The following is a 24,053-nucleotide window of genomic DNA, read 5'->3' on the forward strand; positions in this document are numbered from 1 at the left end:
GCCGGCTGCCGGCGGCATCCATTCTGGAGTCATGAGCGATGCCGCCCTCACCGCCGTGCCGCCGGGGCCGCGGCCGATCCGCCGGATCGGGCCGCCGGATGCGCCCTGGTCCGGGGTGCTGGCGCAGGATGCCGCTGGTCGGGCGTGTGTGCTGGTCGATGCCGCCCAGCTCGCGCACTCCTGGACGTGGCGCGGAGCCCCCGACGGCCACCTCGCCGCGGCCCGCGATCTGGTGCGGCACGCAGAAGGACACGACGTCGTGCTGCCGATGTGCACCGAGCAGCTGTCAGTGTTCCTGACGCGGCGCAGTGCCGGCGACGTGCCGCTGACGCCGGGTGAGTCGGTGACGGTGGCGGTGAGCGTGCTGCGGGGGACCGCCGAAGCCGTGTCGCTGTGTGCGCGGGAGGGCGATGCCGCGACCGGGTCGTGGTGGCTCGCCGACGACGGCCGCCCGCTGCTGGTGGCAGGCGGCGAGGTGGATGCCGCACCGGAGGCGCAGGGACTCCTGCAGCGAGTGCGTGAGGAGACCGCCGCCGCACCCGGGCACGACGAGGTGTGTGCGGCACTCGATGCCGCGGTCGCGGCGCTGGACGAACCGCGGGGACTGGGCAACGTCGTGCCCGACCTCGAGGAGGGGCTGCTCGCGGCCGCCGAGCCGCAGCCGCTGGCCACGACCGTGTTCGCACCCGCGCTGGCCCGAGCCGTCGCGGTCGACCGCCCGCCGGCGCCCGCCCTCGACGCGCCGGACGGCGGCCGCTGGTGGGACGCGATCGCGCCGCACGTCGACGCGGCGCTGCCCGAGATGGCATCCCGGGCGGCGACCGCGCTGTGGCGGCGGCTGCGGACCGATCGGCCCGGCCGCCGGCGGCATCCGGTGATGTGGGCCGCCGCCGCGGGTGCGATCGTGCTCGGCGTCGGGGTGATGTGGCCGGACGGCGCGCCGGCGCCGGCGAACGCCGATGCGGCCCAGCTGAGCACGGCCGGGTCCACACCGACCGCCGGAGACCTGCGCGGCCCCGACCGCGCCGCCAGTGCGGAACCCGGTCCGCCGGCGTCGTCGGCCGACCCGCCCGCGCTGGCGGCGATAGCGGACGCGCTGCTGGTCGAACGGGCAGGGTGCGCCGATGCCGCTTGCCGCGTGCGTACGCAGGAGCAGCCCGGACGGACCCTGCCCGCCGGTGTGATCGATCTGGACGCCGACCAGCGCACGCTCACCCTGCTCGACGACTTCGGCGGTGCGGCCGTGCTGCGCGCGCATGCCGACTTCGCTGAGATGGGCGATCAGCTCGTGGTCATCGTGCGCAAGGACGGAAAATGGCTGCTGCGCGACATCCATGATGTCGCGCAGCAGCCGGTGACGCCGTGACGCCCGGTCAGATGCCGAGATTGCCCTCGAAGGCGCCGGCCTCCAGCCGCGCCTTCATGACGCTCAGGAACCGTGCGGCATCTGCACCGTCGACGATCCGGTGATCGTACGACAACGCCAGGTAGACGTAGGAGCGCACCGCGATGGCGTCCGTCCCGTCGACCGTGACCACGCCCGGCCGCTTGACGACCGCGCCAGTGCCGAGGATCGCGGACTGCGGCAGGAAGACCAGCGGCGTGTCGAACAGCGCTCCGCGGGAACCGGTGTTGGTCACCGTGAACGTGCCGCCGCTGAGCTCATCGGGCTTGAGCTTGTTGTCCCGCGTGCGGGCGGCGAGGTCGGCGATCTCCGCGGCGATCTGGGCGATGCTCTTGCCCCCGGCATCCCGCAGCACCGGCGTGAGCAGGCCACGTTCGGTGTCCACCGCGATCGACAGGTTCTCGGTGGCCGGGTAGACGATCGTGTCGCCGTCGACGGTCGCACCGATCACCGGGTAGGCCTGCAGCGCTTCGGCGGCGGCCAGCGCGAAGAACGGGAGGAACGACGGCTTGTTGCCCGTCTTGGCGAGGAAGGCGCCCTTGGTGCTCTCCCGCAGCGCCGCCAGGTTCGTGACATCGGCCTCGACGAGGGTCGTCAGCTGCGCGGTCTGCTGCATCGACGCGACCGCCCGCTCGGCGAGCACCTTGCGCAGGCGCGACATCGGCGCGGTGGTGCCGCGCAGCGGCGAGACCTGCACGGGTGCGGACGCGGCGCCCGGTACCTCGGCGGCGGGAGCGGCGGCGGCCACCTCGGCGGCCTTGAGCACGTCCTCCTTGCGGATGCGTCCGCCCACGCCGGTGCCCTGCACCGACGAAAGGTCGACCCCCTGCTGCTGCGCGAGGCGGCGCACCAGCGGCGTCACGTAGGTGATGTCATCGCCGGCTGCGGCGGCCGCGGTGGCTGGTGCAGGGGGAGCCGGAGCAGCGGGTGCTGCCTGCGCGGCGGGCCGTGCCGGTGCGGCCGGGGCCGGTTCTGCGGGTGCGGCGGGCTGCGGCGCGGGGACGGGCTCGGCCGGCGGCGCGGCCTGCTCGGGCGCAGCGGGCTCGGCCGCCGGCGCCGGGGGCTCGGGTGCCGCCGCAGCCGAACCGTCGCCGATGCGGGCCAGCACGGCGCCGACGTCGACGGTCTCGTCTTCTTGCACCAGGATCTCCTGCAGCACACCGGCGATCGGCGACGGGATCTCGGTGTCCACCTTGTCGGTGGAGATCTCCAGCAGCGGCTCGTCGACCGCGACGGTGTCGCCGACGCTCTTGAGCCACCGGGTGACGGTCCCCTCGGTCACGCTCTCGCCGAGTTCGGGGAGCACGATGTCCTTGCCGCCGGCGGCAGGCTGTGTCGTGGGGGCTGACGCGGCCGGTTCGGGCGCGGCCGGAGCCGGTGCCGAGGGCTCGGACGGAGCCGGCTCGGCGGGCGCGGGTGCCGCCTCTGCGGGCTCGGCGGGCGCGGCGGCCTGGTCGGGCGCCGGTGCGGCGGCCGGCGATCCGGCGCCGTCGCCGATCTTGGCGAGGACCGCACCCACCTCGACGGTCTCGTCCTCCTGCACGAGGATCTCCTCGAGGACGCCGCTGACGGGGGACGGGATCTCGGTGTCCACCTTGTCTGTGGAGATCTCCAGGAGTCCCTCGTCCTCAGTGACCGTGTCCCCGACGTTCTTGAGCCAGCGGGTGACCGTTCCCTCGGTGACGCTCTCGCCGAGCGCGGGGAGGACCACGGATGTGCTCATGGGTGTGTCTCCTTTAAAAGCCGATAACTATTCCAGCTTAGTGATGTGCGGATGCGGGCACGCGTCAGAGCGCGTGCAGCGGTTTGCCCGCGAGCGCGAGGAAGGCCTCGCCCAAAGACTCGCTCTGGGTCGGATGCGCGTGGATGTAGGGGGCGATGTCGTCCGGGAACGCCTCCCAGGCGACGGCCAGCTGCCCCTCGGTGATCAGCTCGCCCATCCGGTCGCCGAGCAGGTGCACGCCCAGGATCGGGCCGCCGGCCGCGCGGACGACCTTCACGAGCCCGGTCGTGCCGATGATCTCGCTCTTGCCGTTGCCGTTGAGGCTGTACTCGTACGACGTGACGCCGTCGGCGCCGTGCGCCGCGACGGCCTGGGCCTCGGTCAGTCCGACCGACGCCACCTCGGGGCTGCAGTAGGTGATCCGCGGGATCTGCGATTCCGGCACCGGCACGGGGGCCAGCCCGGCGATCTGCTCGGCGACGAAGATCCCCTGCGCGAATCCGCGGTGGGCCAGCTGCAGACCGCGCACGATGTCGCCGACGGCCCACACATGCGCGAGATCGGTCTGCAGTGTCGCGTCGGTGTGCACGAAGCCCCGCTCGACCACGACGCCGGCCGCTTCGAAGCCGAGTCCGTCGGTGGCCGGGCCTCTGCCGACGGCGACCAGCAGATAGTCGGCGGTGAGGGTCTTGCCGTCTTCAAGGGTGACGGTCACGGCATCCGCAGTCTGCGTCGCCGAGGCGAACCGCACGCCCAGCGACGAGGCGATGCCGCGCTTGCGGAACGCGCGCTCCAGCCCCTTGCTCAGAGCGACGTCCTCATTGGGCACCAGATGGTCGAGTGCCTCGACGATCGTGACGTCCACGCCGAACGAGCGCCAGACGCTGGCGAACTCCACCCCGATCACGCCGCCGCCGAGGATCACGACGGAGGCGGGGACCTCGTCGAGTTCGAGAGCCTGCTCACTCGTGATGATGCGGCCGCCGATCTCAAGTCCCGGCAGGCTGCGACTGTACGACCCGGTGGCCAGCACCACGTCGGTGCCGGCATAGACGTCGTCGCCCACGTGCACGGTGCGGTCCGAAGCCAGGGTGCCGGTGCCCTCGACGACGGTGATGCCGCGCGCGTTGATCAGGCCCTGCAGCCCCTTGTACTTCTTGGCGACGATGCCCTCGCGATACGCGCGCAGGCCGGCCGCGTCGATGCCGTCCAGGCGTGCGCGGACGCCGAAGGATGCCGCATCCCGCGCCGCGTCGGCGACCTCGGCCGCGTGCAGCAGCGCCTTGGTCGGAATGCAGCCGCGGTGCAGGCAGGTGCCCCCGACCTTGTCCTTCTCGATCAGGACGACGGACTTGCCCAGTTCTGCCGCGCGCAGCGCGGCGGCATACCCGCCGCTGCCGCCGCCGAGGACGACGAGGTCGACATTGTGCTGTGTCATCAGGATTCCGCTCCTTCGAGGAATGCGATCAGTGCGCGCACGGTCGCGCCGGTCGGGCCCTTGTCGGTGAACCCGAACCCGGAGCCGTGGTTCTCGCCGGATCCGGCGATGTCGAGGTGCACCCAGGGGATGCGGTCAGCGTCTTCGGCGTCGCGGACGCGGCCGACGAAGCGCTGCAGGAACAGGCCGGCGAACAGCGAGCCGCCCGAGCGGTCGCCGATCTTCGCGTTCTGCAGATCGGCGATGGGGGAGTCCAACTCCCGCTCCATGTGCTGCGGCAGCGGCATGTGCCAGGCGAGCTCATCCGTGCGCTCGGCGGCGGCGAGGAACTCGGCGACGGCGTCGTCGGAGCCCATCACGCCGGTGTGCCGGTTGCCCAGGGCCACGACGATGGCGCCCGTGAGGGTCGCGACGTCCACGATGACGTCCGGATGCTCGGCGCTGGCCGCAGCCAGCCCGTCGGCGAGCACCAGCCGCCCCTCGGCGTCGGTGTTGAGCACCTCGACGCTCAAGCCGCTGTGCATCCGCAGCACGTCGCCGGGGCGGATCGCCGAACCGGACGGCATGTTGTCGGCCACGCACAGCCATGCCGTGACATGCACCGGCAGCGCACGGCGCGCGGCCGCCTGCAGTGCCGCGAGCACAGTGGCGGCCCCGGTCATGTCGTATTTCATGCCGACCATCGAGGCGGGCGGCTTCAGCGAGAGTCCGCCGGTGTCGAACGTGATGCCCTTGCCCACCAAGGCCACGTGCCTGGTGGCGCCCTGCGGACGGTAGTCCAGGCGCACCAGCCGGGGCGGACGCGCCGACCCCTGGCCGACCCCGAGAATGCCGCCGAACCCGCCGGCGGCCAGCTCCTGTTCGTCGTACACGTGCACATCGACCGGCAGGTCGGCCATTTCGGCGACCGCTCGGTCGGCGAGATCGGCGGGGCTCTGCCACTGTGCGGGCGTGGTGGCGAGGTCCTTCACGAGTGCGACGGCGGCGGCCGCGGCTTCGGGCGCTGTCAGATCGAGAACGGCATCACCGTGCAGCGTGACGTCGGCGACGCGGCGCTGGGGAGCGGGATCGGACTTGTAGTCGTCGAACCAGTAGCCGCCCAGCGCGGCGCCCTCGGCCGCCGCACGCAGTCCCTCCCCGTCGGCACCCGGCACTGCGACGGCAGCAGACGCGAACCCCGTCAGGGTGCGGGCGGCCGCGCCCACCGCATCGCGCAGGTCGGCCGGGGTCGGCTGCGAACCCGTGCCGACCACGGCGACCCGACGCGGCGCCACGGCGGGCACCGGCACGCGCTGCACGCTGCCGACCGTCCCCGTGAAGCCCACGGCCGTCAGCGCGTCGACCAGATCCGGCCAGTCCGGCAGTGGCGGAAAGTCCACATCGTCCAGCGGCGGCAGCGCCAGGATCAGCAGCTCGGCATCGGATTCGTGGACCGGCGCGCTCGTGGGCGTCAGCGTCGGGAACGGCATGAGGTCCATCCTACGAGGGGCGGTGTTCGCTGACAGCGGGATCGCGTCGGGCGCGGGCCCTGGCCTCCTAGAGTGGGAGCATGCCCTCATCCGCGCCGCTGTTCGAGCGTGCGGCATCGGCCCCGCCCGTACCCCCGGGGCTGCCGCTGGTGATCGCGCTGACCGGATTCACCGATGCCGGCGGCGCGGTGTCGCAGCTGATCACCTATCTGCGCGATGAGCTGTCGTCGCAGCTGGTCGGGTCCTTTGACAATGATGTGCTGCTGGACTACCGGGCGCGCCGCCCGGTGATCACCTTCGATGGGGAGCGCCTGACCGACTACCGGCCGCAGCGGCTCGAGCTGACCCTGACCCGCGACGCCGTCGGTGCACCGTTCCTGCTGCTCAGCGGCTATGAGCCCGACTTCGTCTGGGAGGGGTTCTCCCGCGCCGTGATCGGCCTGGCGCAGCAGCACGAGGTCGCCTCGGTGACCTGGCTGCACTCGATCCCGATGCCGGTGCCGCACACCCGGCCGATCGGCACCACCGTCAGCGGCACCCGAGACAAGCTCACGGCTGCGCACTCGGTGTGGCGCCCGCACACCGAGGTGCCGGGCACCGTCGGCCACCTGCTGGAGTACCGGTTCGCGCAGGAGGAGATCCCCGTGGCCGGCTTCATCCTGCTGGTGCCGCACTACCTGGGCGACACCGAGTATCCGGCGGCGACGCTGGCGGCGCTGGACTGCATCAGCGCGGCGACCGGGCTGCTCTTCTCAGGGGACGAGCTGCGGGAGCAGAACCGGGAGTTCCTGCGCCGCGTCACCGAACAGGTCAGCGAGAGCGCCGATCTGACCCAGATGCTGAAGGGACTCGAAGACCGCTACGACGCCTATATGGCCGGTTCCACCCTGGCCGCGCCGATCGTGCACACCGGGGATCTGCCCAGCGCCGACGAACTGGCTGCCGAGCTCGAGCGGTTCCTGGCCAACCGGCCGACCGGCGAAGACGACCAGTTCGGGGGCCCGCTCGGCTGAGCGGCGGAATATCCGCACGGGGACGGACGTTTCGTCGGGCATGACCCGTGCGTCGCGGTGTCCAGGATCAAGGACCGGATGTGCGACAATGGATCAGCGACCCATTGTCAGCACCCGACCCGAGTTCCTCTCAACCGTCGGATGCACTTGACAAGGGTCTTACTAGTGTCCGAGAACGACCGAGGGCAGCGTCATGGCCCCCGGTGAAAGGCGAAACGTGACCGCAGGCACAAAGACCACCACCCGCTCCCGCGCAGAGGACACCGACGTCGACGAAGTCGCCGTGTCCGACGGCGCGACCACCCCGCCGGCCACCCCCGCGAAGTCCGCTGCGGCCAAGAAGCCGGCGGCGAAGAAGGCCCCCGCCAAGAAGGCGCCCGCCAAGAAGGCGCCCGCCAAGAAGGCCCCCGCCAAGAAGGCGGCCGAAGCCCCGGAGCCCGACGAGGCCGCCGAGACCGCCGCGGCTGAAGCCGCCGCCGCAAAGGCACCCGCGAAGAAGGCCGCTGCCAAGATGGCCCCGGCGAAGAAGCCCGCACCGCGCGGCGGCCGCGTCAAGAAGGTCGACCCGGTCGACGAGGCCGCGGCCGCGGGCGACGACGAGGACGAGGACGACGAGCAGACCGACGCCAAGAAGAAGGTGTTCACCGAGCCCCTTCCCTCCGGGGCCATCGTTATCTCATCCAAGGATGAGGATGACGTGCCGGTCTACTCGGCGCAGATCACCGGCGCCACCGCCGACCCGGTCAAGGACTACCTGAAGCAGATCGGCAAGGTTCCGCTGCTGAACGCGGCCGAAGAGGTCGAGCTGGCCATGCGCATCGAGGCGGGCCTGTTCGCCGAAGAGAAGCTGGCGCCGATGTCGGCGGCCGAGAAATCCGCGCAGCTGGGCCTGGACCTGCAGTGGGTCGCACGCGACGGGCAGCGCGCCAAGAGCCACCTGCTGGGCGCGAACCTGCGTCTGGTGGTGTCGCTGGCCAAGCGCTACACGGGCCGTGGCATGCAGTTCCTGGACCTCATCCAGGAGGGCAACCTGGGCCTGATCCGTGCCGTCGAGAAGTTCGACTACACGAAGGGCTTCAAGTTCTCGACCTACGCCACCTGGTGGATCCGTCAGGCCATCACCCGCGCGATGGCCGACCAGGCCCGCACGATCCGCATTCCGGTGCACATGGTCGAGGTCATCAACAAGCTCGCTCGGGTGCAGCGGCAGATGCTGCAGGACCTGGGCCGTGAGCCCACCCCCGAAGAGCTCTCCCGCGAGCTGGACATGACGCCCGAGAAGGTCGTCGAGGTGCAGAAGTACGGCCGCGAGCCGATCTCGCTGCACACGCCGCTCGGCGAGGACGGCGACAGCGAGTTCGGCGACCTGATCGAAGACACCGAGGCCGTCGTGCCGGCCGACGCGGTGGGCTTCACGATGCTGCAGCGCCAGCTCGAGTCGCTGCTGGACTCGCTCAGCGAGCGCGAGGCGGGTGTCATCCGGATGCGCTTCGGTCTCGGCGACGGCCAGCCCAAGACCCTCGACCAGATCGGCGACACGTTCGGGGTGACCCGCGAGCGGATCCGGCAGATCGAGTCGAAGACGATGGCCAAACTGAGGCATCCGTCCCGGTCGCAGTCGCTGCGGGACTACCTCGAGTGAGCGGCGAGGCCAACACCGGCAAGGCGCTGAGCGTCGCCGTCGACGGCACCTCGTACACGCGCATCCCGGTGCGCACCCGGGTGGTGCTGCCCGGCGATGATCTGGATGTCTTCGTGCACGAGTATGCCGACGACCAGGTGCTGCCCGGCGACATCCTGTTCGTGACCGAGAAGATCGTCGCGATCACACAGGGGCGGTCGTTCCCGGTGGCCGAGATCGCGCCGCGCAAGCTGGCCGTGCTGCTGTCGAAGTACGTCACCCGCACTCCGTACGGCATCGGCCTGGGCATGCCTGAGACGATGGAGATGGCGCTGCGCGAGTGCGGCACGCCGCGCATCCTGCTCGCGGCCGCCGTCGCCGCCGTCACCAAGGCCCTGGGCCGCAAGGGCGACTTCTACCGCATCGCCGGACCCAAGGCCCGGGCCATCGACGGTCCGACCAAGCACACCATCCCGCCGTACAACGAGGCCGTCGTGCTCGGGCCGGACCGCCCGCGCGAGGTCTCGGCGCGACTGCAGGCGCTGCTGGACGGGCGCTGCGAGGTCGCCGTCGTCGACATCAACGATCTCGGCGGCAACATCCTCGGGTCCACGATGGACAAGGCCGGCGAGCACCGGCTGCTCGCGATCCTGAAGGACAACCCGCTGGGCCAGGGCCACGAGTCGACCCCCCTGGGGATCGTGCGCCCGGCCTGAGCTACAGGTCCAGGCCCGTGGCGTCCCGATAGCGGGACAGCAGCCCGGTGCGCACGCCCGAGACCGTCGGCTTCATCTGGAACACGCTGGAGTTGTGGTTGGCCTCGATGACCGCGGGGCCGTCGGGGGTGATCGCGATGTCCCACCCCATGTACGGGATCTGCGGCAGCCGGCGCGAGAGCCGCTCGACCATCTGCACGGCCTCGGCGTACATCGGCACCCGGATGCCGCGGATCGGCACTCCGGTGACCGGGTGGTTCACGAACACGTGGCTCTTCTTGTCGACCCCGGGGTAGAGGGCGACGCCGTCTTCGTCGAGCATCGTGAACATGCCGCCGCCGGCGAAGTTGTCGATCACACCGCCGTTGCCGATGCGCAGCACCGCGGCGATCACGTGGAAGGTGCCGCCGGGGTCCAGGAAGGTCACCAGCCGCACCGTGTTGACGCTGTCGGGGTAGACGGCGGCGAGATCCGGATGCTGGGGGAGGATCTCCTCGAGCAGGGTCTGATCCTTCTCGATCTGTGCATGGCGCCACGAGTCGCTGTCGGTCACATCGGCCGAGGTGATCCGTTCGATGCCGGCCCCGCCGAAGCCGGTCGCAGGCTTGGCGAGCACATATTCATGCCGTTTCAGGAATGCGTCAATCCCGCCAGGCTCGGCGGTGCGCAGATCGAGCCATTCGCGACGGATGACATCGGGGAAGTCCCGGTAGAACTGCGGCTTGTCTTCGACGAGCTGCTTCGCGGTGGGACTGTTGAGCGCCTTCGTGATGCGGAACGACTTGGGGTGGGTCATCCAGGTCGCCCGCTCCCGCGCGTTCAGCAGTCGTATGTCCCAGACGGCATAGTCCCGGAAGCCCATCTCGTAGCGCAGCGAGCACCACAGCATGTCGGCGATGATCACGGGTGCCGGCGCCGTCGAGACCAGGTGCACCTGGTCGGTGAACTCGGCCAGATTCGCGGGGCTCAGGTGACGGGCACGGTCTGCGAGATAGCGCAGCCGCATGGCGAATTGACCCATGCGCTCGAAGGTATCACGCAGGCGGTGGCCGGTATGCTGGGGCCGTCCCACAGTCCCTGTCGCGGGCGCGAACGCGCCACGACGAACCCGGAAGGCGGCCCTGGCAGGATGAAGATCGACCTGAGCGCGCGCGTGCACTACTTCGTCGGCCGCGTCCGCCGGTTCCAGCCTGCACGAGTGACCGCCCTGGCCCGGCAGATCGCCCGGGAGCAGAACAAGTGGATGCCGGCGGTGGCCGCCGACATGCTGTTCTCGGCGGCGTTTTGCGACACGGCGTTCATCGACTACTACGAGGCCGATTTCGCGGCGCTCTCGCGTCGCGAGCGCCGCACGTTCATGACCTCGCTCATCCAGCACCACATCGCGAACCGGCTCAACGATGCCGACGCCGCCGAGGTGTTCGCCGACAAGCGCCGCTTCCACCGGGCGTTCGCCGGGTTCACCGGCCGCGAGTGGCTCGACCTGGAAGAGACCGGCCCCGCCGAGCTGGAGCAGTTCGCCGTGCGGCACCCGGTGCTGATCGCCAAGGAGCCGATCAGCCGCGAGGGCCACGGCGTGTTCCGCTATCGGGCCGACGAGGTCACCGACTGGGCGGCCTTCCACGCCGAGCTCGTGGCCAAAGGCCAGCTGCTGGTCGAAGAGGCGATCGTGCAGCACCCGTACCTCGCCGAATACTGCCCGGGCACGGTCAACACCACGCGGCTGGTGTCGTACTTCGACGGCACCGACGTGCACATCGTCTCGCGGGTGCAGAAGTTCGGCCGCGGCGCCGTCAGCGACCAGTTCAGCTGGGGCGGATTCTTCACGATGCTCGACCGCGACGGCCGGGCCGTCGGGCAGGGCCACTCCGGAAAGAACAACACCTTCTACCCGACCCACCCCGACTCCGGGAAGTCCATCGTCGACTTCCGGGTGCCCAGGTGGGATGAGGCGGTCGCACTGATCGACCGGGCCGCCCGGATCGTGCCGGAGGTGCCGTATGTCGGCTGGGACATCGCGATGACTGCGGAAGGGCCGGTGCTGATCGAGGGCAACTGGATCCCCGGCCTGTACGAGACCCGGGTGACGGCCACCGGCATCCGCATCGGTTCGCGCCCCGAGCACGAAGCCGTGATGACCTGGTAGCGATGACCGGCCCCGATCGCGCGCCGCACGTGCCGTCTCCGGTGCGCACGGTCATCTCGCACGCCGCGCTGCGGCACAACGCCCAACGCCTGATCGACCGGGCGCCCGGCCGCGCGCCGCTGTGGGCCGACCTGCGCCGTGACGCGTGGGGGCACGGGCTCACCGAGTGCGCGCAGACCCTGACCGAAGCGGGGATGCGGATCCTGACCGACGCCGACGCCGACGCCGCCGGTGACGCGGACGTGGTCGATCCCGCCGCGCTGTGGGGCTTCGCCGGCGCCGGCTGCCGCCCGGTCATGTCGCTGTACGGCAGCGTGCTCAGCGTCAAGCCGCTGCTCGCCGGTGAAGGCGTCTCGTACGGCTACACGTTCCGTGCCGCAGTCGACACCACGGTGGGCCTGGTCGGCGGGGGATACGCCCAGGGCATCGTCCGCGAGCTCGGCAATCGGGTGCGGGTGCAGGTGGGTGGAGCCCTGCTGCCGGTGATCGGTCGAGTCGCGATGGACGCATGTGTGGTCGACCTGCAGGACACCCCCGCCGCCGCAGGCTGCGACGTCTGCTTCTTCGGCGACCCTGGGCAGGGGCGGCCGGCCCTGGCGGACTGGTGCGCCGTGACCGGGCTGACGGCGGGGGAGATCACCACGCTGGCGGGCGCGCGCGCGACGCGGAGGCACGAGCGCTGATGGCCCGCTTCGAGGTCGACCTGACCGCATTCGCCACCAATCTCGTCACGATCCGCACGACCGTCGCCCCGGCCGTGCACATGCTGGTCGTCAAGGACGATGCATACGGCCACGGCCTGGCCGCAATCGTGCCCGCCGCCCGCGTCGGCGGGGTGCGCTGGTTCGGCACGTTCGACGTGGCCACCGCCGTCGCGGTGCGGGCTCTGACCGGGCCGGCGCCGCGGATCGTGGCCTGGACGGTCTACAACGCGGGCGAGATCGACCTAGCGCTCGCCCACGACATCGACCTCGGCCTGGGCACGCACGAACTGATCACGGCGACCGCCGCCGTCGGCGCCCGCACCGGGCATGCGGCCCGAGTGCACCTGAAGGTCGACACGGGCCTGCACCGCAACGGCATCCGGCCGGAAGGGTGGGCCGCCGCCGTCGCCGCCGCGGAGCATGCGCAGCGCGCCGGGGCGCTGTCGATCGAGGGCGTGTGGAGTCACATCGCCGAGGCCTCCGACGAGGCCGACGACCGGGCGCGCGACGAGTTCTTCACCGCCGTGGACGCGTTCGAGCAGGCGCCGCCGCTACGTCACCTGGCCGCCAGCGCCGCGGCGTTCGCGCGTCCCGGATTCCAGCTCGACCTGGTGCGCATCGGCGCCTTCGCCTACGGCATCCGTCCGTCCGACGGCCCGAGCGACGCCGAACTGGGCATCCGTCCGATCGGCACCCTGATCGCTTCCGTGACGGACGTGGCGACCGACGCGGTGACGGTGGACGTCGGGAGCCTGGACGGGCTCGACTCACGCCTGGCAGGGCGTCTGCAGGTGGGCACGCCCGCGGGGCCGCGGCCGGTCACCGCGATCGGACCGGTGTCGGCGCAGGTGGCAGCGTGGCCGGGTGCGGCCGTGGGCGACGATGTCGCCCTGTTCGGGGGCCGGGCACCGGCATCCGCGACCGACGTCGCCGAAATGCTGCACACGATCGGCGAAGAGGTCGTACTGCGGATCTCGCCGCGACTGCCGCGGCGCTATCTGAGCGCGGCTGCCTGACGCGGCTGCCGCGGCGCCCTCCGGTGCCGGGTCAGACCGCTTCGTGAAGCCGCGAGGTCTCGTCGTGCCACGAGGTTGCCACGCTGCGCAGCTTGTCCTGATACTTGCGACCGTGGTGCGCGCAGAACAGCAGTTCGCTGCCATTGACCTCGGCGGCGATGTAGGCCTGGGCGCCGCAGGCGTCGCACCGATCCATGGCGGTCAGACGGTACTCGACGACGCGGTGCTCTTCGGGCGTTGCAAGTGTGCTCATCGTCTGCCTCCTCGGGCTGCTGACTTTCGGGCCGTTCCTCACATACAACCACGCGCCGGGTGGGTGAATGCCGCGAACGGCGCACAGTTCGCTGAGCGCGTACCCTCAGCCCGCACCCGTGTCCCTGGGCGGGCCCGGGGAGGCCGGCCGATATCCTTGAGGATTGTGACCGACGAGTACACCGCGCATCATCTCCAGGTCCTCGAGGGGCTCGAGGCGGTCCGCAAGCGGCCCGGCATGTACATCGGCTCCACCGATTCGCGCGGTCTGATGCACTGCCTGTGGGAGATCATCGACAATTCCGTCGACGAGGCGCTGGGCGGCTACGGCACCCGCATCGACGTGCTGCTGCGCACCGACGGCAGCGTCGAGGTGCGCGACACGGCACGCGGCATCCCGGTCGACATCGAGCCGCGCACGGGCCTGTCCGGTGTCGAGGTGGTCTTCACCAAACTGCACGCCGGCGGCAAGTTCGGCTCCGGCTCCTACACCTCCTCGGGCGGCCTGCACGGGGTGGGCGCCTCGGTCGTCAATGCGCTGTCGGCCCGCCTGGACGTCGAAGTCGACCGGGACGGCAAGACGTGGGCGATGTCGTTCCACCGTGGTGAGCCCGGCACTTTCGACGGCCAGGGGCCGGACGCCCCGTTCACGCCGTTCCGCGCAGCCAGCCGGCTGACCGCCGTCGGCAAGGTCAAGAAGGGCGTCACCGGCACCCGCATCCGGTACTGGGCCGACCCGCAGATCTTCACGAAGGATGCCGAGTTCGGCGTCACCGAACTCGAGCAGCGGATGCGCCAGACCGCGTTCCTGGTGCCGGGCCTGGAGATGGCGATCCGCGATGAGCGGGATGCCACCGCCGACCCAATCGAGCAGGCGTTCCGCTTCGACGGCGGCATCTCCGAGTTCGCGGAGTATCTGGCCGTGGACCCGCCGGTCACCGACACCTGGCGGCTCACCGGATCGGGCAGCTTCACCGAGACAGTGCCGGTGCTGCAGCCCTCCGGCACGATGATCCCGACGGAGGTCGAGCGTCGCTGCGAGGTCGACATCGCACTGCGCTGGGGGACCGGCTATGACACGGTGTCGCGCTCCTTCGTCAACATCATCGCCACGCCCAAGGGCGGCACTCACCAGCAGGGCTTCGAACAGGGCCTGGTCAAGGCGATCCGCGCTCAGATCGACCAGAACGCGCGCAAACTCAAGGTCGGCACCGCCAAGGTCGAGAAGGACGACATGCTCGCCGGGCTCACCGTCGTGCTGACGGTGCGGCTGCCCGAGCCGCAGTTCGAGGGCCAGACCAAAGAGGTGCTGGGCACCCCGGCGGTGCGCCAGATCGTCTCGAACGTGGTCAACACCGCGCTGACCGCGCAGCTGACCTCGACGGGGCGCGACGACAAGGTGCAGGCCGCCCAGGTGCTCGACAAGATCGTCTCCGAGATGAAGGCGCGCATCTCGGCGCGCGCGCACAAGGAGACCCAGCGCCGCAAGAACGCGCTGGAGTCCTCCTCGCTGCCGGTCAAGCTCGTCGACTGCCGCTCCAACGACGTGTCCGACTCGGAGCTGTTCATCGTCGAGGGCGATTCGGCCCTGGGCACCGCCAAGCTGGCGCGGCACAGCGAGTACCAGGCGCTGCTGCCGATTCGCGGCAAGATCCTGAACGTGCAGAAGGCGTCGGTGGGCGACATGCTCTCCAACGCCGAGTGCGCCGCGATCATCCAGTCCGTCGGCGCCGGCTCCGGCCGCTCATTCGACCTGAGCGCAGCCCGCTACGGCAAGATCATCATGATGAGCGACGCCGACGTCGACGGCGCCCACATCCGCACGCTGCTGCTGACGCTGTTCTTCCGCTACATGCGCCCTCTGATCGAGGACGGCCGGGTGTTCGCGGCCGTGCCGCCCCTGCATCGGGTGATCGTGATTTACCCCGGCTCCAAGCCGAACGAGACCATCTACACCTATAGCGAGGCGGAGCTGCACGCCCTGCTGGCGAAGCTCGGCAAGGCCGGCCGGCGCTGGCAGGAGCCGATCCAGCGCTACAAGGGACTCGGCGAGATGGATGCCGAGCAGCTGGCCACGACCACGATGGACCGCAGCGCCCGCACGCTGCGGCGCGTGCACGTGGATGACGCCGAGTCGGCCGCCCGGATCTTCGAGATGCTGATGGGCAGCGACGTCGCGCCGCGCCGCTCCTTCATCGTGGACTCCAGCGACCGGCTCGCCCGCGACCGCATCGACGCGTAGCGCCGGAGGCTGCGGGCCGGCCGGCTCGCTGACCTAGGCTGGACGGGTGCCCGAACGCCGTGCCCTGCCGCGCCCCCTGCTGCCGCTGGGCATCGCCGCCTTCGTCGCGGCCGTCGCCGGCGCGGTGCTGACCCTGGCGTTCCCGGCGCTCGGCTGGTGGCCGATGGCGCTGGTCGCCGTGCCGCCGACGCTGCTGACCCTGATCGGGCGCCGCGCATGGGGCGCCGTGCTGGTGGGCTTCGTGTTCGGTGCGGTGTTCTTCCTCATCAACGTCGGCTTCACCGCCCGCTATCTGGGTCCCGTGCCGTGGCTCGCGCTGACGACACTGGAGGCCGCTCTGACCGCCGCGTTCGCCGTGCCGATCGCCTGGGCCTACCGGTGGCTGCCGGCGCTGCTGCCGGCGCCCTGGGCGCGTGTGAGCGTGCTGCCGGCGCTGGTGGCGGGGCTGTGGACGATGCGCGAGCAGGTGCTCGGGTCCTGGCCCTACGGCGGGTTCCCGTGGGGCCGCATCGGCGTCAGCCAGGTGGGCGGTCCGTTCGCGCCGCTGGCGTCGTGGACCGGGATCAGCGGCATCACGTTCGTAGTCGTGTTCGGGTGCGCGGCGGTGATCGAATACGCGCGCATCCGGCGGCTGCGCGACCTCCGGCTCGCCATCCCGATTCTGGCCGCCGCAGTCGTGCTGCTGGCGGTGCCGCAGTTCCCGACCACCCCGGCCGGCACGATGCGCATCGGCGCCGTGCAGGGCAACGGTCCGACCGGCTACTTCGACCGGCATTCGCCCGGGGCCGTGCTGGATGCGCAGCTGGCCGCGACCGCCGCGCTGGGCGGCAAGAAGATGGACCTGCTGGTGTGGCCCGAGGGCGGCATCGACTCCGATCCGACGCGCGAGGCGGCCACCGCCGCCACGCTGGACTCCCTGGCGACCTCGATGCAGGCGCCGCTGCTGGTCAGTGCGATCACGCAGCGCGGCGGTGACTACTTCAACTCGTCGCTGCTATGGGAGTCGGGCGCCGACAACCCAGTGCAGATCTACGACAAGCGGCATCCGGTGCCCTTCGGCGAGTATGTGCCCGATCGTGCCGTCTACCGCTTCTTCGCACCGGGGCTGATCGATCTGATCGGGCGCGACTACACACCAGGCACGGCGCCGCCGATCGTCGACGTGCACGGCATCGAGGTGGGGCTGGCGATCTGCTTCGACGTCATCTATGACGACGTGATCTTCGACGGTGCGCGCGCGGGCGCGCAGGTGTACGCCTTCCAGACCAACAACGCCGATTTCCGCGGCACCGACGAGAACCTGCAGCAGCTGGCGTTCGCGCGGATGAGCGCGATCGAGACGGGGCGGGCGGTCGTGAACATCTCCACGGTCGGCACGAGTCAGATCATCGCGCCCGACGGCAGCGAGATCGCGGGGCTGGACGCCGACACCGCCGGCGCCATGCTCGAAGACGTGCCGCTGCGCACCGGGCTGACACCCGCGGTGATCGCCGGACCCGCACTGAAGGCGGTCTTCGGGTGGGGGAGTGCGGGGGTGCTGGCGGTGGTCGGTCTGCTGGCCTGGCGCCGCCGTGCCCAACGCAAGGATGCCGGCCCCGGAGGGACCGGCATCGCAGCGCAGGGATGAGGGTCAGGCGGTGAGCTTGGAGATGCCCGCGCCGGCGCCGCGACGGGCGCGCACGAAGGCCAGGCGCTCTTCGAGCAGCTCTTCCAGCTCGGGGATCGTGCGGCGCTCGAGCAACATGTCCCAGTGGGTGCGCGCGACCTTGTCGGCGCTGTGGTCGATGGTGACGGTGCCGTCGCCGACGCGCAGCACGGCTTCGGCGCCGCAAACGCGGCACTCCCACGCCTCGGGGATCTCGGCGTCAGCAGCGAATGTCAGTGTCGTGTCGCGCTTGCACACGGTGCATTCGTAGGTCTTCTGAACACGCTCATGAAACACGACACCCTCTTCGCTTTGTAAGCTCTGGGCGCCGAGTCGGATGCCTCTAAGGCTGCGGTCTGCCATGGTGTGGTCCTCTCGTCGCTACCCAGGTATAACGTCACCACCTGTGCGCATCATCCGAACCGGCCTGGAAGACCGGGGTTTCACAGCGGATGCTCAGGGCCACCGCGGCCGGCCACCAGCGACAGTGCTATGTCGGCGCGATCAGTCACCAGTCCGTCCACGCCCATGTCCAGCAGCCGCGTCATGTCGGCGGGTTCGTCGATCGTCCACACGTGCACCTCGACGCCGTGACGGTGGGCGGCGGCGAGCAGTCGCGGCGTGAGGATGCGCATGCCGTTGTGCCGCTCTGGCACCTGCAGCGCGTCGATGCCGGCCAGCGCCCGCGCCAGCAGCCGGTCCGAGCGCAGTGCGGCGGCCGCCACGGCGCGCGCGATCGTGCCGCTGCCGCCGGAGGTCGCGGGTGTGCCGCCGGCAGCGGCTGCCGCAGCCAGAGCCGTGCGCCGCCGCGCGTCCGAGAAGCTGGTCAGCAGCACCCGATCGGCATGGGGCGCGACGAGGCGACCGGCATCGGCCGCGGCCCCGGGCGCCTTCACGTCGAGATTGAAGCACAGCGTGGGGAAGGCATCCAGCGCCTGCTCCAGCGTGATCAGACCCCCACGGTCCGCCATCAGGTCTTCCAGCTCGGCGGTGGTGACCTCGGCGATCGGCCGCGGGTCCCCCGTCACCCGGGTGAGGGTGTCGTCGTGGAACAGGACCACGACGCCGTCGACGCTCAGATGACAGTCCGACTCCACATAGCCCGCACCCGCCGCGTGCGCCTCGGCGACCGCCGCGAACGAGTTCTCCGAGACGCCGAGCGCTGCCGCGTCCGGCGTCACCAGGCCGCGGTGGGCGAGCACGCGCGGACGCGTGGACGCCGTGAACCACGGATGGGTCACGGCGTGGGCGGGGTCAGCGGAGGCTGCTCGCTCGCGGCCGGCGGTGCCACCGGCGGTGTCGACTGCGGTCCCGCGTGCGTCGCGGCGGCGGCGGCATCCGCCATCTTGCCGGCGAACGCGCCGGTGAGGCCCTTCAGTGCCTCGGTGAACTCACTGGGGATGATCCACAGCTTGCTGGATGCGCTGTCGGCGATCTTGGGCAGTGTCAGCAGGTACTGGTAGGCCAGCAGCTTGTCATCCGGATTGCCGGCGTGGATGGCGTCGAACACGCGCTGAATGGCCTGTGCCTCGCCGTCGGCGCGCAGCACCTGGGCGAGCTTGTCGCCCTCGGCCTCGAGGATGGCCGCCTGCCGGCGCCCCTCGGCCTCGAGTATGTCGGACTGTTTGGTGCCCTCGGCGGTCAGGATCACGGCACGCCGGTCACGCTCGGCGCGCATCTGCTTCTCCATCGAGTCCTGGATGGACAGCGGTGGGTCGATGGCTTTCAGCTCGACGCGCGACACCCGGATGCCCCACTTGCCGGTGGCCTCATCCAGCACGATGCGCAGCTTGCTGTTGATCTCATCACGGCTGGTCAGCGCCTGCTCGAGGTTCAGACCGCCCACGACGTTGCGCAGCGTCGTGGTGGTCAATTGCTCGACGGCGCCGAGATAGTTCGCGATCTCGTAGGTCGCGGCCCGCGCATCGGTGACCTGGAAGTAGACGACCGTGTCGATCGAGACGACCAGGTTGTCTTCGGTGATCACCGGCTGGGGCGGGAACGAGACGACCTGCTCGCGCATGTCCAGCAGCGGGCGCAGCCGATCCACGAACGGCACGAGGATGTTCAGCCCCGGATCGAGGGTCTTGTGGTACTTGCCCAGGCGCTCGACGACACCGGCCGTGGCCTGTGGGATGATCCGGATCGACCGGACGATCACCACGATCACGAAGATGAAGACGACGATGGCCAGCAGCCATCCGATCGCCGTGGGGATGATCTGCTCTGGCGTCATGCCTGGCTCTCCTGGGGTGTCGCGGTATCGGATGTCACGAAGGCGGTCGCACCGTCGATGCGCACGACGCGCAGTGCGGTGCCGGGCGAGAACGAGACGCCGTCGTCGACGGCACGGCTGGTCCAGGTCTCGCCGTTGGCGAGCTTGGCCAGGCCCCCCAGCCCGGTGACCGTGGAGATGACGGTCGCGCGCATGCCGATCAGCGCCGCGACGTTGGAGAGGGTGGGGTCTTCGCCGCGATGCAACCGGCGGATCAGCGGCGGTCGGAGCACGAAGATCAGCAGCACGGCGACCACGGCGGCGATGACGACCTGGCCCCACAGCGGGGCGCCGAACAGGTCGGAGACCAGACCCGCGAGGCCGCCGATGCTGAGCATCAGGAAGGTGAAATCGAGGGTCAGCATCTCGATCACCAGGAAGATCGCGATCAGCACGATCCAGCCGATCCATGCGAACTGTTCAATACCCGTGATGAGTTCCACTCAGCCCCCTCTGGTCCTCAGAATCTAGCATGGCGCCGGTGGCGGACAGCGGGATTGGTAAGGTCGAGACGCACGGTGCGACGCGCCCGCGCGGCACCGTCATCCCACCGAAACCAGGAGTCAGCGTGTCCCAGATCCCTCCGGCCGATATCCCTGTGGTCCCGGTCCTTCCGGCCGAGTCCCTGCGCGGCAAGACCGCGCTGGTGACCGGCTCCTCGCGCGGCATCGGCGCCGACACCGTGCGCTATCTGGCTGAGGCGGGGGCGGACGTCGTCATCAACTACCGCAACAAGGCACCGCGTGCGCAGAAGCTCGCTGACCAGCTGCGCGCACTCGGCGTCAGGGCGCTGGTCGTCGGCGCGGACCTCACCGACCAGCAGTCCGTGGATGACATGTTCGCCCAGATCGAGAGCGAGTTCGGAGGGCTGGACGTCCTGGTGCTCAATGCGTCCGGCGGCATGGAGTCGGGGATGGCGGCGGACTATGCGCTGCAACTCAACCGCGACGCGCAAGTGCGGGTGCTCGAGGCCGCGACACCGCTGCTGCGAGCCGGGTCCCGGGTCGTCTTCGTGACCAGCCATCAGGCGCACTTCATCGACACGACGCCCACGATGCCGGAGTACGAGCAGGTCGCACTGTCCAAGCGCGCGGGCGAGGATGCCCTGCGGGAGCGGATTCCGCAGCTCGCCGAGCACGGCATCGGGTTCGTCGTCGTCTCGGGCGACATGATCGAGGGCACGATCACCGCGACGCTGCTGGCCCGCGCGAACCCCGACGCGATCGCGTCGCGCCGGGCGGATGCCGGTCGGCTCTACAACGTCGCCGAGTTCGCCGCCGAGGTCGCCTCGGCTGCCGTAGATCCGATCCCGGCCGACAACATCCGCCTGGTGGGCGACGTGAGCTCGTTCGTCGCCCCATAGGCCGCCGGTGCTCAGTCGCTGGTGACCGAGAACGTGAACGCGCGCAGGATCTGGGTGATGCCCAGCACCACCAGCGAGATGCCCAGCAGCCACCACAGCACGAGGGCGCCCCATAGCGGCGAGAGCAGCAGGATGATGCCGGCGACGATGCTCAGCACCGCGAAGAATGCGGTCCAGCCCTTCGCGCGGCTCGAGCCGAGCGTCGTGAGGGCGACGATGCCTTCGATGATCCACATGATGCCGACCAGGATGCCGAGGAAGACCGCCAGCGATGCGGCCGCCAGCCTGAGGTTCATGAAGGCGACGATGCCGGCCAGGATGAAGATCGCGCCGAGCACGATGTGGCCCACGCGTGCCCATCCGCCGGTGGCCTGAGAGAACAGGCCGAGGCCGAGGTAGACCAGGCCGACCACGATCGCGTAGATGGCGATGATCGCGGTGACGACGACGGCGGTCTTCCCCGGCAGCACGAGGATCAGGATGCCGATGATCAGTGCGATGATGCCGCCGACGCCTAGGGAGGTGCGGATGCCGCGGGCGACAGCGCTGGTGGCGGATGAAGAATCAGTGGACATGGGGAAATCGCCTTCCTGACATTCTTCCGTGCGATCGTGGTGTCTCGAGGCTACTGGGCGCGTTATCTCGGCACCACCCGACACGCCTTACGCTGGTGCCCATGCATGAGGCTGACCAGCATGATCTGATCCGGGTGCGCGGTGCGCGCGAGCACAACCTGAAGAACATCGACGTCGACATCCCGAAGCGGCGCCTGACGGTCTTCACCGGGGTGTCCGGCTCGGGCAAGAGCTCGCTGGTGTTCGCGACGATCGCCGCCGAGTCGCAGCGGATGATCAACGAGACCTACAGTGCGTTCGTGCAGGGCTTCATGCCCAGCCTCTCGCGGCCCGACGTCGACCTGCTCGAGGGCCTGACCACGGCGATCATCGTCGACCAGGAACGGCTCGGGTCCAACCCGCGGTCGACGGTGGGCACCGTGACCGACGCCCACGCGATGCTGCGGATCCTGTTCAGCAGGCTGGGACACCCCTACATCGGCGGCCCGACGGCGTTCTCATTCAACGTCCCCACGCAGAAGGCGGGCGGGGTGATGACCTCGGCGACGGGTAAGAAGAAGATCGTGAAGGAGGCGATCTACCTCGGCGGCATGTGCCCGCGGTGCGAGGGCAGAGGAGCGGTGAGCGACATCGACCTGACGCAGGTGGTCGATGAGAGCAGATCGCTGCTCGAGGGCGCGATCCTGGTGCCGGGGTACACGGCCGACGGGTGGATGGTGCGCGGCTTCGCCGAATCGGGCCTCTACAGTCCCGACAAACCGATATCTCAGTTCTCCGCGCGGGAGCGCGACGACTTTCTGTACAGCGAGCCGCGCAAGGTCAAGATCCAGAACATCAACATGACGTACGAGGGGCTCATCCCGAAGATCACGAAGTCGATGCTCGCCAAGGACCTCGATGCGCTGCAGCCGCACCTCCGCGCCTTCGTCCAGCGGGTGGCGACGTTCATGACCTGCCCGGACTGCGCCGGCACCCGCCTGACCGAGGCCGCCCGGTCGTCGAAGATAGACGGCGTGAGCATCGCCGACGCGTGCGACATGCAGATCACCGATCTCGCCGCGTGGGTGCACGGCCTGGACCTGCCGGAGGCGGCCCCGCTGCTGTCCGGGCTGGGCGCGACCCTCAATTCCTTCGTGACGCTGGGCCTGGGCTATCTGAGCCTGAACCGGCCCTCGGGCACGCTGAGCGGGGGAGAGGCACAGCGCATCAAGATGCTGCGCCACCTCGGCTCCTCGCTGACGGATGTCACGTACGTGTTCGACGAGCCCACCATCGGCCTGCATCCGCACGACATCCAGAACATGAACACGCTGCTGCTGCGCCTGCGCGACAAGGGCAATACGGTGCTCGTCGTCGAGCACAAGCCCGAGACGATCGTGATCGGCGATCACATCGTCGACCTCGGCCCGGACGCGGGCACCGGGGGAGGCCGGGTGTGCTTCGAGGGGACCGTCGAGCAGCTGCGCGCCAGCGACACGCTCACCGGGCGCCATCTGGACGACCGCGCCGCTCTGAAGCCCGAAGCGCGCCGCGGTGCCGGGGCCCTGCGGATCCGCGGCGCGAACGAGCACAACCTGCAGAACGTGAACCTGGACATCCCGCTGGGCGTGCTGACGGTGATCACGGGCGTGGCGGGCTCGGGCAAGAGCTCGCTGATCCACGGATCGGTCGCCGGCCGCGAGGGCGTCGTCGTGATCGACCAGACCGCGATCAAGGGGTCGCGACGCAGCAACCCCGCGACCTACACCGGGATGCTCGAGCCCATCCGCAAGGCCTTCGCCAAGGCCAACGGGGTGAAGCCCGCTCTGTTCAGCGCGAACTCGGAGGGCGCGTGCCCGTCGTGCAAGGGCAGCGGCGTGATCGTCACGCAGCTCGGCTTCATGGACACCGTCGAGACCCCGTGTGAGGACTGCGGGGGCAAGGGCTTCCAGGCGGCCGTGCTGGGATACACGCTCGGCGGCAAGGACATCACCGAGGTGCTCGGGATGCCGGTGTCACAGGCGCGGGAGTTCTTCGCGGGCGACGCCGCCAAGGTCGCCGTCGTCGTCGGGATGCTCACGCGGATGGAGGATGTCGGGCTGGGGTATCTGTCGCTGGGCCAGCCGCTGTCGACGCTGTCCGGAGGGGAGCGGCAGCGTCTGAAGCTGGCGATCCAGATGGCGGAGCAGGGGGACGTCTATGTGCTCGACGAGCCCACCAGCGGCCTTCATCTCGCCGACATCCAGCAGATCCTCGCGCTGCTGGATCGCCTGGTGGATGCCGGCAAGAGCGTGATCGTCATCGAGCACCATCAGGCGGTGATGGCGCACGCGGACTGGATCATCGATCTCGGTCCCGGTGCCGGCCACGACGGGGGGAGGGTCGTGTTCGAGGGAACGCCGCACGACCTGGTGGCATCGAAGTCGACGCTCACCGGACGACATCTGGCGGACTACGTCGGCGCGCGCTGA

General features: G+C 70.2%; 21 protein-coding genes. 11 read left to right on the plus strand and 10 right to left on the minus strand.

The features are described 5' to 3' along the window. The first annotated feature begins 31 nt into the window (after positions 1-31). Positions 32-1,366, plus strand: coding sequence for a hypothetical protein (locus ABD705_RS12215; protein ID WP_344783950.1), 1,335 nt, complete (start codon positions 32-34; stop codon positions 1,364-1,366). Between the two features lie 7 nt (positions 1,367-1,373). On the opposite strand, the gene sucB is transcribed toward ABD705_RS12215, so the two are convergent. From sucB to ABD705_RS12230, 3 genes are all read right to left on the minus strand, one after another. After that, the gene (gene sucB, locus ABD705_RS12220; protein WP_344783952.1) at positions 1,374-3,128 is read right to left on the minus strand and encodes a 2-oxoglutarate dehydrogenase, E2 component, dihydrolipoamide succinyltransferase; all 1,755 of its coding nucleotides are present in this window, start codon (positions 3,126-3,128) and stop codon (positions 1,374-1,376) included. Between the two features lie 64 nt (positions 3,129-3,192). Next, the gene (lpdA, locus tag ABD705_RS12225) at positions 3,193-4,566 is read right to left on the minus strand and encodes a dihydrolipoyl dehydrogenase (protein WP_344783954.1); all 1,374 of its coding nucleotides are present in this window, start codon (positions 4,564-4,566) and stop codon (positions 3,193-3,195) included. Next, the gene (locus ABD705_RS12230) at positions 4,566-6,035 is read right to left on the minus strand and encodes a leucyl aminopeptidase (protein ID WP_344783956.1); all 1,470 of its coding nucleotides are present in this window, start codon (positions 6,033-6,035) and stop codon (positions 4,566-4,568) included. The genes lpdA and ABD705_RS12230 overlap by 1 nt, the downstream gene beginning before the upstream one ends. An 80-nt stretch (positions 6,036-6,115) precedes the next feature. Between ABD705_RS12230 and ABD705_RS12235 the strand changes: the two genes are divergently transcribed. The 3 genes from ABD705_RS12235 (at position 6,116) to ABD705_RS12245 (ending at position 9,385) form a co-directional block, all read left to right on the plus strand. Beyond that, entirely contained in the window at positions 6,116-7,048 is a 933-nt protein-coding gene (locus ABD705_RS12235; protein WP_344783958.1) for a proteasome assembly chaperone family protein, read from the plus strand. 217 nt (positions 7,049-7,265) lie between these two features. After that, entirely contained in the window at positions 7,266-8,690 is a 1,425-nt protein-coding gene (locus tag ABD705_RS12240; protein ID WP_344783960.1) for an RNA polymerase sigma factor, read from the plus strand. Then, the gene (locus ABD705_RS12245) at positions 8,687-9,385 is read left to right on the plus strand and encodes a coenzyme F420-0:L-glutamate ligase (protein WP_344783962.1); all 699 of its coding nucleotides are present in this window, start codon (positions 8,687-8,689) and stop codon (positions 9,383-9,385) included. The genes ABD705_RS12240 and ABD705_RS12245 overlap by 4 nt, the downstream gene beginning before the upstream one ends. A gap of 1 nt (position 9,386) precedes the next feature. On the opposite strand, the gene ABD705_RS12250 is transcribed toward ABD705_RS12245, so the two are convergent. Then, complete coding sequence (locus ABD705_RS12250) at positions 9,387-10,406, minus strand: sugar-transfer associated ATP-grasp domain-containing protein (RefSeq protein WP_344783964.1); 1,020 nt, start codon at positions 10,404-10,406, stop codon at positions 9,387-9,389. 108 nt (positions 10,407-10,514) lie between these two features. Between ABD705_RS12250 and ABD705_RS12255 the strand changes: the two genes are divergently transcribed. From ABD705_RS12255 to ABD705_RS12265, 3 genes are read left to right on the plus strand one after another with little or no spacing between them, the layout of a single operon-like run. Beyond that, on the plus strand, positions 10,515-11,531 hold the full coding sequence (locus ABD705_RS12255; protein WP_344783966.1) for a sugar-transfer associated ATP-grasp domain-containing protein: 1,017 nt from the start codon (positions 10,515-10,517) through the stop codon (positions 11,529-11,531). 2 nt (positions 11,532-11,533) lie between these two features. Next, entirely contained in the window at positions 11,534-12,214 is a 681-nt protein-coding gene (locus ABD705_RS12260) for an alanine racemase C-terminal domain-containing protein (protein WP_344783968.1), read from the plus strand. Then, complete coding sequence (locus tag ABD705_RS12265; protein ID WP_344783970.1) at positions 12,214-13,251, plus strand: alanine racemase; 1,038 nt, start codon at positions 12,214-12,216, stop codon at positions 13,249-13,251. Before ABD705_RS12260 ends, ABD705_RS12265 begins: the two co-directional genes overlap by 1 nt. Before the next feature lie 31 nt (positions 13,252-13,282). On the opposite strand, the gene ABD705_RS12270 is transcribed toward ABD705_RS12265, so the two are convergent. Beyond that, a complete protein-coding gene (locus tag ABD705_RS12270) occupies positions 13,283-13,504 on the minus strand; it encodes a DUF7455 domain-containing protein (protein ID WP_344783972.1) in 222 nt (73 codons plus the stop codon). 165 nt (positions 13,505-13,669) lie between these two features. On the opposite strand from ABD705_RS12270, the gene ABD705_RS12275 reads away from it, so the two are divergent. Together ABD705_RS12275 and lnt are read left to right on the plus strand one after the other, a co-directional pair. Next, positions 13,670-15,745, plus strand: a complete 2,076-nt coding sequence (locus ABD705_RS12275) for a DNA gyrase/topoisomerase IV subunit B (protein WP_425562078.1) — start codon at positions 13,670-13,672, stop codon at positions 15,743-15,745. A gap of 46 nt (positions 15,746-15,791) precedes the next feature. After that, the gene (gene lnt / locus ABD705_RS12280) at positions 15,792-17,372 is read left to right on the plus strand and encodes an apolipoprotein N-acyltransferase (protein WP_344783974.1); all 1,581 of its coding nucleotides are present in this window, start codon (positions 15,792-15,794) and stop codon (positions 17,370-17,372) included. Between the two features lie 3 nt (positions 17,373-17,375). Here the strand turns inward: lnt and ABD705_RS12285 are convergent, their stop codons facing one another. From ABD705_RS12285 to ABD705_RS12300, 4 genes are all read right to left on the minus strand, one after another. Further along, complete coding sequence (locus ABD705_RS12285; RefSeq protein WP_344783976.1) at positions 17,376-17,753, minus strand: RNA polymerase-binding protein RbpA; 378 nt, start codon at positions 17,751-17,753, stop codon at positions 17,376-17,378. A gap of 80 nt (positions 17,754-17,833) precedes the next feature. Next, positions 17,834-18,631: a glycerophosphodiester phosphodiesterase family protein gene (locus ABD705_RS12290; protein ID WP_344783979.1), complete on the minus strand. Its 798-nt coding sequence runs from the start codon at positions 18,629-18,631 to the stop codon at positions 17,834-17,836. After that, a complete protein-coding gene (locus ABD705_RS12295) occupies positions 18,628-19,626 on the minus strand; it encodes an SPFH domain-containing protein (RefSeq protein ID WP_344783981.1) in 999 nt (332 codons plus the stop codon). Before ABD705_RS12295 ends, ABD705_RS12290 begins: the two co-directional genes overlap by 4 nt. After that, positions 19,623-20,108 carry an NfeD family protein gene (locus ABD705_RS12300; RefSeq protein WP_344783983.1) on the minus strand — a complete coding sequence of 162 codons (486 nt, stop codon included), beginning with the start codon at positions 20,106-20,108 and terminating at the stop codon, positions 19,623-19,625. The genes ABD705_RS12295 and ABD705_RS12300 overlap by 4 nt, the downstream gene beginning before the upstream one ends. A gap of 155 nt (positions 20,109-20,263) precedes the next feature. Between ABD705_RS12300 and ABD705_RS12305 the strand changes: the two genes are divergently transcribed. Further along, positions 20,264-21,028 (plus strand): SDR family oxidoreductase, encoded by a 765-nt coding sequence (locus ABD705_RS12305; protein ID WP_344784276.1) that lies wholly within the window; start codon positions 20,264-20,266, stop codon positions 21,026-21,028. Between the two features lie 11 nt (positions 21,029-21,039). Here ABD705_RS12305 and ABD705_RS12310 read toward each other — a convergent pair whose 3' ends face one another. Next, a complete protein-coding gene (locus ABD705_RS12310) occupies positions 21,040-21,603 on the minus strand; it encodes an HdeD family acid-resistance protein (protein ID WP_344783985.1) in 564 nt (187 codons plus the stop codon). 101 nt (positions 21,604-21,704) lie between these two features. On the opposite strand from ABD705_RS12310, the gene ABD705_RS12315 reads away from it, so the two are divergent. Next, complete coding sequence (locus ABD705_RS12315; RefSeq protein WP_344783987.1) at positions 21,705-24,053, plus strand: ATP-binding cassette domain-containing protein; 2,349 nt, start codon at positions 21,705-21,707, stop codon at positions 24,051-24,053.

The sequence above is a fragment of the Microbacterium kribbense genome, from assembly GCF_039537285.1.
GTDB lineage: Bacteria > Actinomycetota > Actinomycetes > Actinomycetales > Microbacteriaceae > Microbacterium > Microbacterium kribbense.